At 52.2% G+C, this 15,089-nt stretch carries 14 protein-coding genes; 4 read left to right on the top strand and 10 right to left on the bottom strand.

The window, feature by feature from the left end; all coding sequences use genetic code 11:
- Positions 1-49 precede the first annotated feature (49 nt).
- From PsAD46_RS08450 to PsAD46_RS08440, 3 genes are all read left to right on the top strand, one after another.
- Positions 50-1,315: a class I SAM-dependent RNA methyltransferase gene (locus PsAD46_RS08450; RefSeq protein ID WP_063306585.1), complete on the top strand. Its 1,266-nt coding sequence runs from the start codon at positions 50-52 to the stop codon at positions 1,313-1,315.
- 152 nt (positions 1,316-1,467) lie between these two features.
- Positions 1,468-1,791, top strand: coding sequence for a hypothetical protein (locus PsAD46_RS08445; RefSeq protein ID WP_063287442.1), 324 nt, complete (start codon positions 1,468-1,470; stop codon positions 1,789-1,791).
- A gap of 53 nt (positions 1,792-1,844) precedes the next feature.
- Positions 1,845-2,135, top strand: a complete 291-nt coding sequence (locus PsAD46_RS08440) for a DUF1330 domain-containing protein (RefSeq protein ID WP_063293792.1) — start codon at positions 1,845-1,847, stop codon at positions 2,133-2,135.
- A 12-nt stretch (positions 2,136-2,147) separates the two neighbouring features.
- Here PsAD46_RS08440 and PsAD46_RS08435 read toward each other — a convergent pair whose 3' ends face one another.
- From PsAD46_RS08435 to fabI, 8 genes are all read right to left on the bottom strand, one after another.
- Positions 2,148-2,885 (bottom strand): class I SAM-dependent methyltransferase, encoded by a 738-nt coding sequence (locus PsAD46_RS08435; protein WP_063287270.1) that lies wholly within the window; start codon positions 2,883-2,885, stop codon positions 2,148-2,150.
- A gap of 155 nt (positions 2,886-3,040) precedes the next feature.
- A complete protein-coding gene (locus PsAD46_RS08430) occupies positions 3,041-3,589 on the bottom strand; it encodes a hypothetical protein (protein WP_208980484.1) in 549 nt (182 codons plus the stop codon).
- Between the two features lie 39 nt (positions 3,590-3,628).
- Positions 3,629-4,948 carry a 3,4-dihydroxy-2-butanone-4-phosphate synthase gene (gene ribB, locus PsAD46_RS08425; protein ID WP_063299126.1) on the bottom strand — a complete coding sequence of 440 codons (1,320 nt, stop codon included), beginning with the start codon at positions 4,946-4,948 and terminating at the stop codon, positions 3,629-3,631.
- 950 nt (positions 4,949-5,898) lie between these two features.
- Positions 5,899-6,588, bottom strand: coding sequence for an HAD family phosphatase (locus PsAD46_RS08420; RefSeq protein WP_063306652.1), 690 nt, complete (start codon positions 6,586-6,588; stop codon positions 5,899-5,901).
- Positions 6,589-7,113: 525 nt separating this feature from the next.
- The gene (gene aroC / locus PsAD46_RS08410) at positions 7,114-8,205 is read right to left on the bottom strand and encodes a chorismate synthase (RefSeq protein WP_057464885.1); all 1,092 of its coding nucleotides are present in this window, start codon (positions 8,203-8,205) and stop codon (positions 7,114-7,116) included.
- Positions 8,206-8,560: 355 nt separating this feature from the next.
- Complete coding sequence (locus tag PsAD46_RS08405; protein ID WP_063306583.1) at positions 8,561-9,880, bottom strand: hypothetical protein; 1,320 nt, start codon at positions 9,878-9,880, stop codon at positions 8,561-8,563.
- A gap of 350 nt (positions 9,881-10,230) precedes the next feature.
- The gene (locus PsAD46_RS08400) at positions 10,231-10,857 is read right to left on the bottom strand and encodes a histidine phosphatase family protein (RefSeq protein ID WP_063293788.1); all 627 of its coding nucleotides are present in this window, start codon (positions 10,855-10,857) and stop codon (positions 10,231-10,233) included.
- Positions 10,858-11,054: 197 nt separating this feature from the next.
- Complete coding sequence (fabI, locus tag PsAD46_RS08395; protein ID WP_063293787.1) at positions 11,055-11,867, bottom strand: enoyl-ACP reductase FabI; 813 nt, start codon at positions 11,865-11,867, stop codon at positions 11,055-11,057.
- A 174-nt stretch (positions 11,868-12,041) separates the two neighbouring features.
- Here fabI and PsAD46_RS08390 point away from each other — a divergent pair, with 174 nt between their 5' ends.
- A complete protein-coding gene (locus PsAD46_RS08390) occupies positions 12,042-13,454 on the top strand; it encodes an FAD-binding oxidoreductase (protein ID WP_063293786.1) in 1,413 nt (470 codons plus the stop codon).
- A gap of 3 nt (positions 13,455-13,457) precedes the next feature.
- Here PsAD46_RS08390 and fabG read toward each other — a convergent pair whose 3' ends face one another.
- Together fabG and PsAD46_RS08380 are read right to left on the bottom strand one after the other, a co-directional pair.
- Positions 13,458-14,231 (bottom strand): 3-oxoacyl-ACP reductase FabG, encoded by a 774-nt coding sequence (fabG, locus tag PsAD46_RS08385; protein WP_063293785.1) that lies wholly within the window; start codon positions 14,229-14,231, stop codon positions 13,458-13,460.
- A gap of 52 nt (positions 14,232-14,283) precedes the next feature.
- A complete protein-coding gene (locus PsAD46_RS08380) occupies positions 14,284-15,051 on the bottom strand; it encodes an SOS response-associated peptidase (protein WP_063293784.1) in 768 nt (255 codons plus the stop codon).
- Positions 15,052-15,089: the final 38 nt, after the last annotated feature.

Below are 15,089 nucleotides of genomic sequence, written 5' to 3'. Positions count from 1 at the left end.
GCGACATCAAGCATTGCATGTATCGGAGCGGCGCTGTAAACGCAGTGCCATGTCTAAGAAGCCTGAAGCCACTGTAGAAACCCTCCGTATTGCACGCCTTGCCCATAAGGGTGACGGTGTTGCTGAGACCGATGCCGGACAGATCTTTGTTCCCTATACACTTGAGGGCGAGCTTGTCAGCGCCCAGGTGCAAGGCGCTCGTGCGGAACTTAACGAGATCATCGAGCCGAGCCCGCATCGCATCGCGTCCGTGTGCAAGCATTTCAGCACATGTGGTGGCTGCTCTTTGCAGCATATGGATGAGGCTTCCTACAAGGACTTCAAGCGCCAACAAGTGGTTGATGCTCTGGCCTCCCGTGGCATCGAAACGCCAGTGGAAGATGTCGTGGTTTGCGGCAAGGGCAGTCGTCGCCGTGCAGTGTTTGCAGCTGTGAAGGCAAGCCATAAAGTGCTGTTTGGCTATCACACAGCCAAGTCCAACCGCCTTGTCGACATTGAAGAATGCCCAGTGATTGCGCCTGAACTCATGAAGGCTGTACCAGGACTTCGCAAGCTTGCCGGCGAAATTCTGCCGCGTAAGGGCGAACTGAAGTTCACCGTGACGACAACACAGAGCGGCCTTGATGTTGCTATTGGTGGGTTGGGTAAAAACAAAGACAAGCATTACCTGGAACTCTCACAGGCTGCTGTTGAAAATAACTTTGCGCGCCTGACTGTCGATGGTGAAACAATTATCGAAATCCGCCCTCCTCTGCTGGATATGAGTGGTGTGGCTGTTCCAATTCCGTCCGGCGGGTTTATTCAGGCAGCCTTGAGCGCTGAAAAAACCATGGGTGATCTTCTTTCAGAGGGTCTGAGTGGTTGCAAACGCGTGGCTGACTTGTTCTGCGGTGCGGGTACTCTGACTTTCAAGATCGGGCAGTTTGCCAATGTGCATGCGGTGGAAGGCGAAGCAACATCGCTGAAAGCGCTTGATCTTGGACTGCGCCGTGCCAAGGGCCTTAAGAAGGTTACGACTGAACGCCGGGATCTGTTCCGCCGACCAATTGTTGCTAAAGAGCTCGATAACTTCGGCAAGGGGTTTGATGGCGTGGTGTTCGATCCACCGCGTGCCGGTGCGCTTGCCCAGGCACAGGAACTTGCGAAGTCTCCAGTCAAAAAGATCGTTGCTGTTTCGTGTAGCCCTGCCAGTTTTGCTCGTGACATTCGAGAGTTGTTGGACGGTGGCTATCAGATCAAGCGCGTTGTACCGATTGATCAGTTCCTCTACTCCCCTCACGTTGAAGTGGTTGCCCTGCTGGAGCGCGGCGCATAAGGGGTAATTATGCAGACGGCAAGTTGCGAGTAATTTGCCGTCTTCCCTGAATTTTCAATATTTGCCCTAAGTTTGGAAGAGCGTGTTACGTAAGTTTCACGAGTACTGAATATACTCTCACTTGTTGTTAACACGAACAGGTGGCCGAGCTATTGATCAAGGGCCTTTCGGTTTTTGCAGCTATCATTTGCATTGTGCTGGGCCTGCTGACGGTCTGGACGCCTATCCCTACCGGCGTACCGCTGCTGGCGCTGGGGACGGTTCTGCTGATCGCTACAAGCCGCAGGTTTGCCAAGTTCGTGCGGCGGCATCGGAAAAACTTTGTTTGGCTCAATCAGGCTCTGCATTGGATTGAGGTGCGTTCCAGCGGGCGGTTTAAGAAGATCATCAGACGAACGCGTCCACGCTATTTCAGGAAGCGTCAGGGTAAAGGTCAGCCCTCGCCTAAAGATAACAATACTAAGTCCGCAGCATAATTTCCCAGAGCAAGCAAATCAGATAGGATCTTCTCCAATTACAGGAGAAGTATATGCCGGCTTACGTCATTGTTGATACAAAAATTGAAGATCCTGTCGCCTATGAAGATTACAAGGCTCAGGCTCGTCCTATTGCAGAGAGCTATGGCGGTGTTTACAGAGCGCGTGGCGGTGATATGGATGTAGTTGAGAGTGACTTATGGACACCACACCGTCTCGTCATCGTGGAATTTCCAAGCATGGAAAAGGCACAGGCGTTTTTGAACTGTCCTGAATATGCACCTGTCGCCAAAATCCGTCATGGTGCTGCTAAGTGTAGCCTGACAATTATCGATGGGGTGTAAGTTCTGGGAGCGTTAGGTGCTCAGGCCACCACTGACGATAATGAAAGGTGCGGCATCATTCAGGTTGAGTGCTGACCAATCTCCATAGGAGGCTGTTGCTCGCAGGCCGACGGCTTCCAACAGGTCGCGGATATGATCGCGATGCACGAAACGGCGCATGTTGTTTCTGGAGTAATGCTGCCCGTCGCTGTCGTAGTGGGTCTGCATGGACACGAGACCGTTTTTGTCTGGCCCTGCTGTGTCCTGCCACAAGGACACTCTTTGCCCTTCAACCGAGCGCACCAAAAGCGGTTTGCCTTTTTGGCCCCACTTTTCCCATGGCCGTGCCTTCGGATTTTCCATGCCGAATGCGAATTTGCCATTTGGTTTGAGGTGAGCAGCGATGGTTTGCAGGACGAGGATCTGGTCCGTGTTGGTTGCGAAGGCCTGGAAAGCATTGCCAGTGATGATGATGCGGTCGAATTTCTGATTGAGATGCACCGTACGGGCATCTGCCTCCAACCACGTTACCGTCTCTGACCGTTTAACAGCTTGCGCAATTTTCTTCGGATTTCGGTCAACACCAACAGTGTTTACACCTTGTCTGGAAAGTGCGTTGGACAGCGCACCTGTGCCGCATGCAATTTGTAAAACGCTTCCACCCGGCGTGCAAGCGAAGTTGAAAAGATAGTCATCATCTGCCCCCCAATCCTTATCCAGACTGGTAAAGCTGCATGTGTTTCCCTTTGTCTCCGTGCGGTTCAGCTGCATGATAATTGCCTTCCGGGTGCTGTCCTTCCTAATAAAAGTTAGGTTAAGAGTGTTAACGTCTTGTAACAGGATAAGCGGATTTGCGGCTAAACAAAGAATTCTGAGGTATTTAATCTGCCCAATGATTGTTTATAGATCAGTGTTGCAGAGAAACATCATTGCCCCCGCCAGAACTGTCTAGTTCTTTGCAAGAGGATCTCAGGGTCACACGCAAGGAGATGTAAATCCACTTCAAGTACTGGTGCGTTCGACTTGGCTTGCTTCAAGCGCCAGTTCTTTCTCATAGCCCGTCGCGGCATAGACTGGGGCTCTCGCTTTACGAGGCAGTCATCAATCGGGCCTTTGAGTTTGATGTGCAGCTGGTTGAATTCCATGGTGCGGACAGCTGTTTTGTAAAGGGAAAGCTCAGCAATTGCTGACCAGCGCAGAACGCCAAGCCTTTCCAGATAGAGCCCGGTCTCATTGGCTGCGATTTGAGGGCGTTTATCGACGAAAGGGTAGTGCCAGTGAACGCTGAGAAAAACGGGTAGTGATGCCAATGCAGGGATCAGTGAACCGCTTACAATGCCCGTACCAAGAAGAGCTGCCCCGAGCAGCAGGCTGCCGTAGACAACGGGCTCGCCCGTCCCTTTTCGATAGCCCAGTGTGAATGGTTCAGCCGAGCTTTGCTCTTCCTGCCATGGATCAAGATCAAACTGAGACATGCCCCCGCCACTTTCCATATTGCGCCGGGGGCCTGTTTATTAGTCCGCCGGAGTTTCTGTTGCTTCAACTTTCAAGCCGAAGCCTTCAAGGCCAACATAGTGGCGCTCACGCGATGCAATAACCCGGATGGAATTGGCTCCCAGATCTTTCAGGATCTGCGCACCGAGACCAACTTCGCGCCAGTCCTCAGACCGGCCTTGAGCGGAATCGTGCTGCTCATGCTCAGCAGCTTCCAGATTATCACGATGACGGTTGGACTTACTTGCGACGCCTACCGCACCTTCACGCAGGTAAACAATAATGCCTCGGCCTCGTTCCGCAAAGTCTTCCATGATTGCTTCCAGAGGTTTGGTTTGCCCAAACACATCATCCAGAACGTTTTCCAGATGGAGTCTGACCGGAATATCCTGACCATCACGCACATCGCCGTAAACCAGCGCCAAGTGGCCAACATTGTCGAACGGAGTAGAATACACGATGGCACGTGCTTTGCCTGCAGTGGTCTCTACATCGAACTCGTCGATACGGCTCACAAGGTTTTCATGGCGCTGACGCCATGCGATGAGATCCGCGACAGAAACCATTTTCAGGTTATGCTCACGGGCGAAGTCTTCAACCTGCTCACCGCGCTTTACAGTGCCATCATCGTTGACCAACTCACTGATGACGCCGACTTCCGGCAGGCCAGTCAGCTTACACAGATCAACTGCTGCTTCTGTGTGGCCAGAGCGCATGAGGACGCCGCCCTCTTTTGCGACCAGCGGGAAGATATGGCCCGGACGGACGAAATCAGCTGCACCAGCATTTGGATTGGCAAGGCCACGAACTGTTGCACAGCGCTGCTCAGCTGAAATGCCTGTTGTCAGGCCTGGCGCATAGTCAACGGAGACGGTGAACGCAGTTGCCAGTGGAGCGTCATTGTTGGCGACCATCGGCTCAAGGTGCAGGCGCTTTGCTTCTTTCAGCGTCATTGGAGCACACACGATCCCGGAGGTGTGACGGATGATGAATGCCATCTGCTCAGGGGTGATCATGTTGGCTGCTACAATGAGATCACCTTCGTTTTCGCGATCATCATCGTCGGTTACAACAACCATCTCGCCGTTTTCGAAAGCGCGCAGGGCTTCGGCTACTCTTGTTTGAGACACGACGTACTCCTTGTTTTCTTTTAGTCCGAGAAAATCGTTGGGGGTCACCTGATGGCCCGTCGCTTCAGCGATTTTTTGGGCCATATCCCGAGAAATCCATGCGCTTGGGTCGTTGCACAGAGCCGTTACAGATGCAGGAGACAAACCAGCGCGGCGTGCAAAGGCACTCCTGCTTTCACCAGCGTCTTCTAACCATTCAGTCAAGCGCATAATCCTAGCCCCTTGGCCTTGCAATTTTCAGTGATACTGAAATCGCGCTTTTGAACTCGGAAATCAAGGGGCAAATCGAAAAAAGCTTATCGCTTTCTACCTAGGTCGTATCTGTGGGTGATCTTGAGGTGAATAAACGGTTTGCGGCTTTGTGCGAACACGCTCGATTGCATGCATTGGGCCTGCCCCGAGTTCGCAAACTGATCAAAGAAGCACTTAAAGCACCACATGGCCTTCCATGCAGTGTTGAACCAGAGTTCCCGATAATCGGGATGAGCAAGGCGGCAGGCAATACCTGCGCTTTTTAATTAGTAATGAGTCTTCGGCATTGGCTACACGCCTTGCCCGGGCTTTTTATAATGAACAGCGTCGCCTCTTTTGCCTATAAGGCACGATAGTCAGTTTCCTGAAAAGAAAGTGGCTTATCCAGACACGTTTCCATGCCCGAACAGTTCCTCCGTCTTTGACAAACACATCTGCAAAAGCAGGTCTTACTGCCGGTACATCTGCACCTGTCACCGCGTGATACCCTATAGTCCTGGGCCCTTCCCCTCAAACCATGCGGTCACGTTTGAAGTTCGGTTCACCGGACCACTGAAAGGTGCGTTACGTCTTCCAATAGCCCCGCCCAGCCTACGACAAACTGACGGTCGCTCCGCCAGCAGCCCGTTACGTAGGCATGCGCTTAGTATGGGCACGGATTGAAGCCGGGGGGATAAGTTTTTTGGAATGCATCCAAAGCTAGAAGGCAGGCTAATATAAAGAAACGCCTCATTGAATAGAAGCGTGCTCCTGTTGGATGAAAATAAAGAATCACACTGAGAACTGGTGCGTTTTGGACACTTCCTCCGGCAAACATGACCTTGCTCGTGTTAGTCTGCGCGATTACCAGCAAGGCCCCCTTTTTTTGGGGTGATACTTTATTTTCATGCCGCAAATCCGGGGCGGGTTCATAGATGGCAATGCCGCTCAGACTGGTCGACGCTGGACCGCAATTGCGAAAGCAAGCAATCAAGGTCCTGAACGACAGAAACGCCCAGACATCGGGTTTCCTCCGTTGGCTTCAATAGGTCTGGCACCATGACCGTGACCATGCCTGCGGCGGTAGCCGCACGGATACCGGTATAGGAATCCTCTAAAGCAAGGCATTGTGAAGGACGGCCGCCCACTGCGGCAGCAGCCTTTAAGAAAGTCTCAGGATGCGGCTTGCCGAATTCGACATCCGTTCGGGTTACGACAGCATCAATTCGATCAAGGATGCCCGCTTTATCCAGATGATCCAGAGCCAGTGCCCGAGGGGTGGAGGTGGCTACGGCCCTCGGAATGTTAAACTCCTTCAACCAATCAAGTATTTCGCCCGCCCCCTGACGCAATGGAATATTCGTCGCGCACAAGGCGCGAAACCGATCTCGACATTTTTCATGGTATGTATCGATCGCAAATTCATCACCGAAGTGTGCCTTCAGCTTCGCGTCCCCTACTTCTTTGGGAGTGCCGATCAAGCTGAGATGAAGAATATCATGCATGTTATGACCAAGGTCCTCGCATGCACCGAAGATAGCTGTCCGATAAAGCCTTTCTGTGTCTAGCAACAACCCATCCATATCAAATATTACAGCGTCCAACGGAATAGGAAACATCCACGGCTCCTTCGTCATCTAGGCATTTTCGGTTAGAACTTCATTTCACAGTGGAGCAGTAATCTACCCCCGTGCAATTGCCAGGGGAAGCCGCCATCAAATGTCTCAGGCCATTTTGTTTCCGCCGCTCTCCATGCCTTCCAGAGCTTGAACGTCACGAAGGCACGCTTTGGCGAAGTAAACTACGGCCAGCGTAACTACTACAATCAATGAGTAAGTATTCGATGCTCGTCAAAGCGATGTGTTTAGGCGGCATAAAGAAGGTCTTCAAACAGGAAAATCTGAGGGCAGCGTATCTCAACTGTTGGATGAGTCACTCTGAGCGCTGGTGCGTTTTGGACACTTAGTCCGGCAACCATGGCCTTGCTCGTGTTAGTCTGCGCGCTTACCAGCAAAAGCCTCCCCCCCTTTTTTTTGGGGTGATACTTTATTTTCATCCCAAAGCTTCCCTTCCAAACAACAAAAAAGGCGCCGGTTTTGCCAGCGCCTTTTCAATAAGAATGAAATCAGAGGTTGAGCAGCCTTTTATCGTTCGCCGCACTGACCTCTGTCACGCAGGACATGGTCTGCCAGGACACATGCCATCATGGCTTCTCCAACAGGAACTGCGCGGATGCCAACGCAAGGGTCGTGACGACCTTTGGTCATCACATCCACCTCTTCCCCACTGCGGGTGATGGATTTGCGTGGTGTCAGGATGGAAGAGGTTGGCTTTACCGCAAAGCGCACGACTACCGGCGCACCGGAAGAGATGCCGCCCAGCACGCCGCCTGCCTGATTGGACAGGAAGTCAGGCTTGCCATCTTCGCCCATACGCATCTCATCAGCGTTTTCTTCACCAGTCAAACAAGCAGCTTCAAAACCGTTGCCGATCTCAACACCTTTCACGGCGTTGATGGACATCATGGCTGATGCGAGGTCTTGATCAAGCTTGCCATAAAGCGGAGCACCGAGACCCACCGGGACGTGCTCAGCTACCACTTCAATCACGGCCCCAATTGAAGAGCCTTCCTTGCGGATGCCATCGAGGTATTCTTCAAAGAACTTTGCAGCCTCTGCATCCGGGCAGAAGAATGGGTTGTTGCCCACCTCGTTCCAATCCCAGTTGTCGCGATTGATCTTATGCGGGCCCATCTGGACCAGAGCGCCACGGATCAGGATGTTTGGGATGACTTTGCGCGCCAAACCACCAGCAGCTACACGGGATGCTGTCTCGCGTGCTGATGAGCGCCCACCACCGCGATAATCACGAATGCCATACTTGGCATCGTAGGCGTAATCTGCATGGCCCGGACGGTAGCGTTCTTTGATTTCGGAGTAATCCTTGGAGCGCTGGTCAGTGTTCTCGATCATCAGAGAGATGGGCGTGCCGGTCGTACGTTGTACACCGTCTTCATCCACCATCACGCCAGAGAGAATTTTGACCTGATCCGGTTCGCGGCGCTGGGTCGTAAACTTGTTTTGCCCCGGCTTACGCTGGTCCAGATACACCTGAATCTCTTCTGCTGTGATTGGAAGCAGAGGCGGACAACCATCGACAACGCAGCCAAGCGCTGGTCCGTGGCTTTCGCCCCATGTTGTTACGCGAAACAGATGACCAAAGGTGTTGTGGGACATGTTCTAGCAGTTCACTTTTAGAGCATGAGCACGCCCTGCCCGGCTGACTCTCTTCAATCAAACGGAACGCGCTCTGAGAATTCTAGTGGTTTTAGGTGGGTTCACGCGAGAGGTCAATTGAGAGCCTTGCAGCACTTGCGTAATTTTCCCGAATGAACAAACTGGATTTAGGCTTGTTCCCAGATTCAGGACTGTAAATGGGGGATCTCAAGGCGTGAAAAGCGCATTCAGGCACCGCCATTTTAATACGTAAGCTCAAATTCATACAAAAAGCCCGAGCAACGTGGTGGTCACGTCTCCGGGCTTTTCTCATTCATTCAAACTTTTCATTCAGAACGTTGGCCCTGGATAAACCTTAGGCGCCGTGTTCCTGAATAAGTCTTTTTGCAACCAGATCATGGTCAAGCCACAGAGCCGGGCCTTCTGGCTGGCTGGCTTCGCCAAACATAAGCATGCCAGTTGCTGCAACAACATGCTGGCTGAGCTCGTCGCTGACCAGAACATTGCGCTCTTTATGCAGGTCTACGATTTCCTGCGAGGTGCCAACAGTCTTGTCTACCTGCTCCGCTGAGTTTGGCATTGGCCAAGCTTCGAAGTTGTAGAATGGCTGCATTGCCTCACTGGTCTGATAATCGGATACCTTTTGCAGAACCTCTTCCAGAGACGCTTCTGGCTTGAGCATGCCCTCGCATTTCTGCCAGAGTGCATCCACCCATGCGCCGCCGCCTTCTTTCTTGAAAGCTTGCAGCAGTGGCAGGAGAGACAGCTCGATGCCGGCAAACACGTCTGAAGAGTTGGTGCGGATTTCAGGGCAGTTGAACACTGTTGCCTTCACGCCGTCTTTCCATGCGCTTTCAGCAAACTTCTCCAGAGCCATTTTCGCGTAGCCCTGCGTGTAGTTTGTGTAAGTCTGCCAGCGATACTCGTCCTCGATCAGAATGCGGGTGCCGTGATAGCCATATGCGGTGTAACGCACTTCGCCGCCAGCTGCTTCCACGCGGTCGCGGAGCGTCTTACTGGCTTCCAGCAGGTAACCAAAGCTGTTTGCGGTGACTTCCTCGAAGTTTTGCAGGATCAGTTTGCCCAGATCACTCTCGATAAGAGACTGAGACGGCATGTAGCGTGCACCGCGGCCTTTATAGATGCGGTTCGCGATTGCCATAAACACTTTTGCACGCGGAATACCGCCTGCCATTGTGTGGGCGAAGAAGACATTCTTGCCCGCTGGAATCATGGTATCCAGCTGGTCCATGACCTGAGAAAGAGCGCCTTTGAAACGGTTGGACCCAAGACCGCGGCAGATCTCAACATGGTCCCAGTCGAGTTTGTGGTCCTGCCAATCTTTAATGGTCATTTCGTTGACCAGATCAGTCGGCGTCGCTGTGCCTTCCGGTGCGTCCAGTTCAAAACCCGCACGCAGAGGTACGTTGATGATTTTGCCGCCCAGATTGGCTTCTGCTTCAGTGAGCTCTTCTGGTGTGAGTGCGCGTGGCTTGTTGTTTTCATCCGGACGACCGACAGTAATGCCGATCACAGTCATCCCGGCTGCCTTTGCCTGATCGATCAAGCCAGTCGCATATCCGCGACCAAAAAGTTCGCCGAAGAGTACGAAGACATCGCCCTCTCCAAAAACGGTATTGCTGCTGATTGCCTTGAGTGGTCGAGACGTCTTCATCAAGATCTTCCAAAAAGTTTAAGAGTGTCGAGATTTCATAGGTGAGCGTTCTGCTCTTGTTGCCTAAAAATAACGAGTTACAACTGATTTAGGTAGCCTGTTTAGCTTGTCTTTATGCAGATTGTAGCAAAGCGCTCCAAAATGTCGTGGACTGCCTTTGCTGTAGTATTCACTTTATGTGTCACAGTTTATCGCTGACGCAAAAACCTGATCAATTTAACGACCAGGAAATGCGTTGTAAGCCCCCAATCTTAAAGGCTTGGTACAGCGCTGGACGTGAGAGCACGCATTGATGCGCCCATTAATCAGAATGGACCTGCGTGTCTGCGAGTTCTTTTAGACATTGAGCTTTAGATCCACGCCTCAGAACCGTCCCGCCAGAGAAGGAACTGGTCTTGTGGCGTCTCCAGATCCGGGATTTCAGCTGGTGCATACCCGCAGAGCAGGCCGCGCAACACACGCATCACCACGCCATGTGCGACGATGATCATGGGATCCTTTTGCTCTGACATCCATTCGAAGATGCGATCAGAGACCATTTTGTAGCTCTCCCCTTCGGGATGCACATAGCCCCATTTATCTTCGCGCCGCATGCGAACCACTTCAGGACGCTCGACCATCATTTCAGGAACGGTCATTCCCTCTACGTTGCCAAATGTGATTTCACGAAGACGCTCATCCACTTTGTAGTCGTATGGGTCGAGCCCCATTTCCTTGCGCAGAATTTCCATGGTTTCCCGCGCGCGGATCATGGGTGAGCTGACAAAGATGAAATCATCTGCGGTCTTGCCAAGGTCTGGAAGGAAATCCTTCATCACCATACCGTTGCGCCGGGCCTGCTTGCGACCGGTGTCGTTGAGCGGAATATCCTGACCGCCCTGCATACGCCCTTCCAGGTTCCAGTCTGTTTGTCCATGACGGACATACAGAAGCGGAGTTGGTGTGGTTTTCGCAAGGGGCATCAACGAGCCAGTCATTCCATGAGCCTTCTTCGTAAGATTAGTCGGCAACCGTTTTGTAGCGGCTTCTTACGAGGTACATGTGTCATTCCTCGTTAGAAAACAACAGTTATGCACACATTCTTGATTTAAGTCATATGTACCTTTACCAGCCTTTCAAGCGCAAAAAAGGCGCCCAAGAAGCGCCTTTTCTCAAACCTGATTGCTGAAGCAATTTAGACGACGGAGATATCCGGCGCGTCTACTGCCTTCATGCCAACCACATGGTAGCCGCTGTCAACGTGGTGAGTTTCACCGGTGACAGAACGGGACAGGTTGGATGTGAGGTAGAGAGCGGAGTTTCCAACATCATTGATGGTTACGGTTTCACGCAGTGGTGCGTTGTACTCGTTCCATTTGAGGATGTAACGGAAATCGCCGATACCAGCTGCTGCCAATGTTTTGATCGGACCTGCAGAAATCGCGTTCACGCGGATTTTCTTAGGACCAAGATCAACTGCGAGGTACTTGACGCTTGCTTCCAATGCAGCCTTTGCAACGCCCATGACGTTGTAGTTTGGCATGACCTTCTCTGCACCGTAGTAGGTGAGAGTTACAATGGAACCACCTTCGGTCATCAGCTTTTCTGCACGGCGGGCAACGGATGCCAGCGAGTAGCAGGAAATCTGCATCGTCTTTGCAAAGTTGTCTGCGCTGGTATCCAGATAACGGCCAGTCAGTTCTTCTTTGTCAGAGAAAGCGATCGCATGAATGACGAAGTCGATCTTGCCCCATTTTTGCTCCAGAACTTCAAATGCTGCATCAATGCTTGCTTCGTTCGTAACGTCACAATCACCTACAACAAGTGCATCGAGCTTTTCTGCTAATGGTTCAACACGCTTCTTCAGCGCTTCACCCTGATAGGTGAGTGCGATTTCAGCTCCGGCATCGTGTAGTGCTGTTGCAATACCCCAAGCGATGGACCGATTGTTGGCCAGTCCCATGATGAGACCACGTTTGCCGGCCATCAATCCTTGCGCTTCTGCCATGTTTTTCTCCTGAGTGAATATCACTTAATCTAGTGAACAGCCCCAAAATGCTATGGCACACTGTTCATTTGGCTTCAAGCCGTCGAAAAAAGTCCAATCAGACATGGACGTGTTCTTGCGCTCCCATTATCTGATAGTTAGAGCCAGATCAACTTCCAACACTGCGACGGAAACATGACTATTCCAAATTTGGTGAACGCGTTTCAAAAGATCATTGGGGACGCAAATGTGCTTGTCAGCGGCCAGGACAAGGCCCCATTTCTTGTTGAGTGGAGGGACAAATTTCGAGGCGCCACTCCCATGGTGCTGCGGCCCGGTTCCACATCAGAGGTTGCAGAGTGCGTGAAGCTTGCGGCTCAGCACGGTCTCACTGTGGTTCCACAGGGTGGCAACACGGGTTTGGTTGGGGGGCAAATCCCTAATCCAGATGGTAGCGAAATCGTGCTATCCCTTTCTAGATTAAATAAAATTCGCCACATCGACCCTGAAGGTTATACGATGGTAGCAGATGCGGGCGTCACGTTGCAGGCTGTTCATGATACGGCTGAAAAGCATGATCGATTGTTCCCTTTGACGCTCGCTTCGCAAGGTTCCTGTGAGATTGGTGGCAACATTGCAACCAATGCCGGAGGCACTGCCGTCCTGTCCTATGGGAACACGCGAGATCTTGTTCTCGGGCTTGAAGTTGTGCTCGCAAATGGTGAGGTCTGGGAAGGGCTTCGGACCCTGCGCAAAGACAATACCGGTTACGATTTGAAACAATTATTTATCGGCTCAGAGGGCACTTTGGGGATCATTACGGGTGCCAGCCTCAAATTATACCCAGCTCCGGCGTCGGTAGAGGTGGCTCTGGTCGCGCTAGATTCGCCTGCTAAGGCACTTTCACTGTTTTCATTGGCAAAAAGTCACGCCGGGAACATGCTTACCGGATTTGAGTTGATGCCACAGACCGGCATGCAGTTCGTTTGTGAGCATATGGAACAGTCGCGCTATCCGTTCGAAGAGCAGCATCCATGGTATGTGCTCATCGAGATCTCGGCGGGTACAAAAGACATCGACATTGTCAGCCTGACAGAGACCATCTTTACTGAGGCTTTTGAGGCTGATCTGCTGCGTGACGGATTGCTGGCGCAGAGCAAAGCGCAGGCTGCTGACTTCTGGCGGTTGCGGCATGGACTTTCTGAGGCACAGAAATTTGAGGGCGGATCCATCAAGCACGATGTCTCTGTGCCTGTTGCAAAGGTTCCCGAGTTTCTGGAAGAAGCGATCGCCGCTGTTAAAGAGGCTGTGCCGGGATGTCGTCCGGTTCCGTTTGGCCATATGGGCGACGGCAATATCCATTTTAACATCACCCAGCCGAAGGATGCCGATAAAGCCGAGTATCTTGCGAAATGGGATGATGTGAACCGTGTCGTGCATGGGATTGTTGCCAGTTACAACGGCTCAATCTCTGCAGAGCATGGCATCGGCATTTTGAAGCGTGATTTGCTGGCGGAGGTAAAGAGCGCCACAGAGATGAACATGATGCGCTCTGTTAAAAAGGCTCTCGACCCGACGAACATGTTCAATCCGGGCCGTGTTCTCTAGACATTATTGTTCAGGTGCTTCCAGTCCTTCCGGGAGCACCTGTCCTCCATCAACGACAATCTGCTGTCCGGTGATGTAGCCTGCCTCCTCGCTGGCGAGGAAGAGCACAGCACTTGCCACGTCTTGTGGCGCCCCCAATCGGCCAAGTGGAATAGTCTGCCCCATCTTCTTCAGATACTCATCACCGAGATCATCCAGCGCTTCTGTCCTGATATTGCCGGGCAGAACCGAGTTCACTGTGATCTTGTGCGGGGCCAACTCCAAGGCAGCTGTTCGCATGAGGCCCAGTTGCCCCGCTTTGGAGGCTGCATAATGAGACCAGCCTGCATCCCCTGTAATTGGGCCCGTTATTGACGAGGTAAGGATAATCCGCCCGTGCCCTGCTTGTTTCATATGCGGGAGCGCTGCCTTTACGCAGTAGAAGGAGGAGCGCAAGTTTGTATCAAGCACATGATCCCACTGCTCGGGCTCCATCTCCTCAATCGTCTGCTTGGGGAAGATGCCTGCGTTGGCGCATATAATGTCCAGCCCGTTTTCTTCTGTGGTCTCATCGACCATGGCCTTTACCGCTTGCCACTGGGTGACATCACACTGAAGGAATTGCCCTGCTCCGCCAGCCAGTGCGATTTCCTCCACAGCGTTGGCGCCAGCTTCTTCTCCGCGCGCTGCAATGGTGACAAAGGCTCCGGCGCGAGCAAAAGCCAGTGAGATGCCCAAGCCGATCCCTCGAGAACCACCCGTCACAATGACAGATTTACCTTTAAGCGACGCCAGCATGCTTGATCCCTCATCGTCTCATCATGTTGGTGTCCAGTATGTTGCTCAGAGGCTAAAACAAGTCTAACTGCCCGTTGTTTCTTGAAGAGCCGCCTGCAACCTTCTTTTGAGGTTTTGGCTTGGCAGGTGTTTTAACTGGCTCAGGAGGAACTGGAATGACCTCCCGTTCCCACAAGGACGGGTCATCATTGGCGACGCTGTTCACCCGCGTTGAAACAGGCGTGGTGATTAACAGTCCCTCATCTGCAGGTTGTAAGAGCTTTATAGCGTCTCGAGCCATGATTGTGCCGTTGCTCAACCAGTCGTCAAAATGCTCCGGCGCGATGATTGCGGGCATCCGGTGGTGAACCGGTTTCACCGTCATATTCGACTCGACGGTGATTACAGCAGCGGTATCAATGTCTCCGCCATCAGGATGGGAATAAGTTTCCCACAGGCCAGCGAAGGCCAGAAGGCGTCCATCCGCTGGGGCAATCCAATAGGGCTGCTTTGCCGCACCTTTGCGTTGCCACTCGTAAAAACCGTTTGCAGGTATCAAGCATCTACGGTGACGCACCGCTGCACGAAACGAGGGTTTCTCCTCCAAAGTTTCGGCTCTGGCATTGAGCAAAAGCGTGAAACTTGCTGGGTCTTTGACCCATGACGGGACCAGGCCCCATCGTGCTAACCCAAAGTGGCGCCCACCATTTTCGTGTTTTACGAGTGCAATTGGCTGAGTCGGTGCTATGTTGTATCTCGGTGGAAAATTTGGCTGTTCGATATAATCAAACAACGCTTTGACTTCTTCCGGAGACGCTGACAGGCTATATCTACCACACATGCAGATTACTCTGTTCGCATTTTAGTAAAATTGCAACC

This window comes from Pseudovibrio sp. Ad46, from assembly GCF_001623065.1.
Taxonomy (GTDB): Bacteria; Pseudomonadota; Alphaproteobacteria; order Rhizobiales; family Stappiaceae; genus Pseudovibrio.
This window is presented reverse-complemented; position numbering and strand designations above follow the sequence as displayed.

Coding starts and splice junctions, on each gene's coding strand:
- PsAD46_RS08450 (WP_063306585.1), top strand. CDS start 50: ATGTCTAAGAAGCCTGAAGCCACTGTAGAAACCCTCCGTATTGCACGC.
- PsAD46_RS08440 (WP_063293792.1), top strand. CDS start 1,845: ATGCCGGCTTACGTCATTGTTGATACAAAAATTGAAGATCCTGTCGCC.
- PsAD46_RS08435 (WP_063287270.1), bottom strand. CDS start 2,885: ATGCAGCTGAACCGCACGGAGACAAAGGGAAACACATGCAGCTTTACC.
- PsAD46_RS08430 (WP_208980484.1), bottom strand. CDS start 3,589: ATGTCTCAGTTTGATCTTGATCCATGGCAGGAAGAGCAAAGCTCGGCT.
- ribB (WP_063299126.1), bottom strand. CDS start 4,948: ATGCGCTTGACTGAATGGTTAGAAGACGCTGGTGAAAGCAGGAGTGCC.
- PsAD46_RS08420 (WP_063306652.1), bottom strand. CDS start 6,588: ATGTTTCCTATTCCGTTGGACGCTGTAATATTTGATATGGATGGGTTG.
- aroC (WP_057464885.1), bottom strand. CDS start 8,205: ATGTCCCACAACACCTTTGGTCATCTGTTTCGCGTAACAACATGGGGC.
- PsAD46_RS08405 (WP_063306583.1), bottom strand. CDS start 9,880: ATGAAGACGTCTCGACCACTCAAGGCAATCAGCAGCAATACCGTTTTT.
- PsAD46_RS08400 (WP_063293788.1), bottom strand. CDS start 10,857: ATGACTGGCTCGTTGATGCCCCTTGCGAAAACCACACCAACTCCGCTT.
- fabI (WP_063293787.1), bottom strand. CDS start 11,867: ATGGCAGAAGCGCAAGGATTGATGGCCGGCAAACGTGGTCTCATCATG.
- PsAD46_RS08390 (WP_063293786.1), top strand. CDS start 12,042: ATGACTATTCCAAATTTGGTGAACGCGTTTCAAAAGATCATTGGGGAC.
- fabG (WP_063293785.1), bottom strand. CDS start 14,231: ATGCTGGCGTCGCTTAAAGGTAAATCTGTCATTGTGACGGGTGGTTCT.
- PsAD46_RS08380 (WP_063293784.1), bottom strand. CDS start 15,051: ATGTGTGGTAGATATAGCCTGTCAGCGTCTCCGGAAGAAGTCAAAGCG.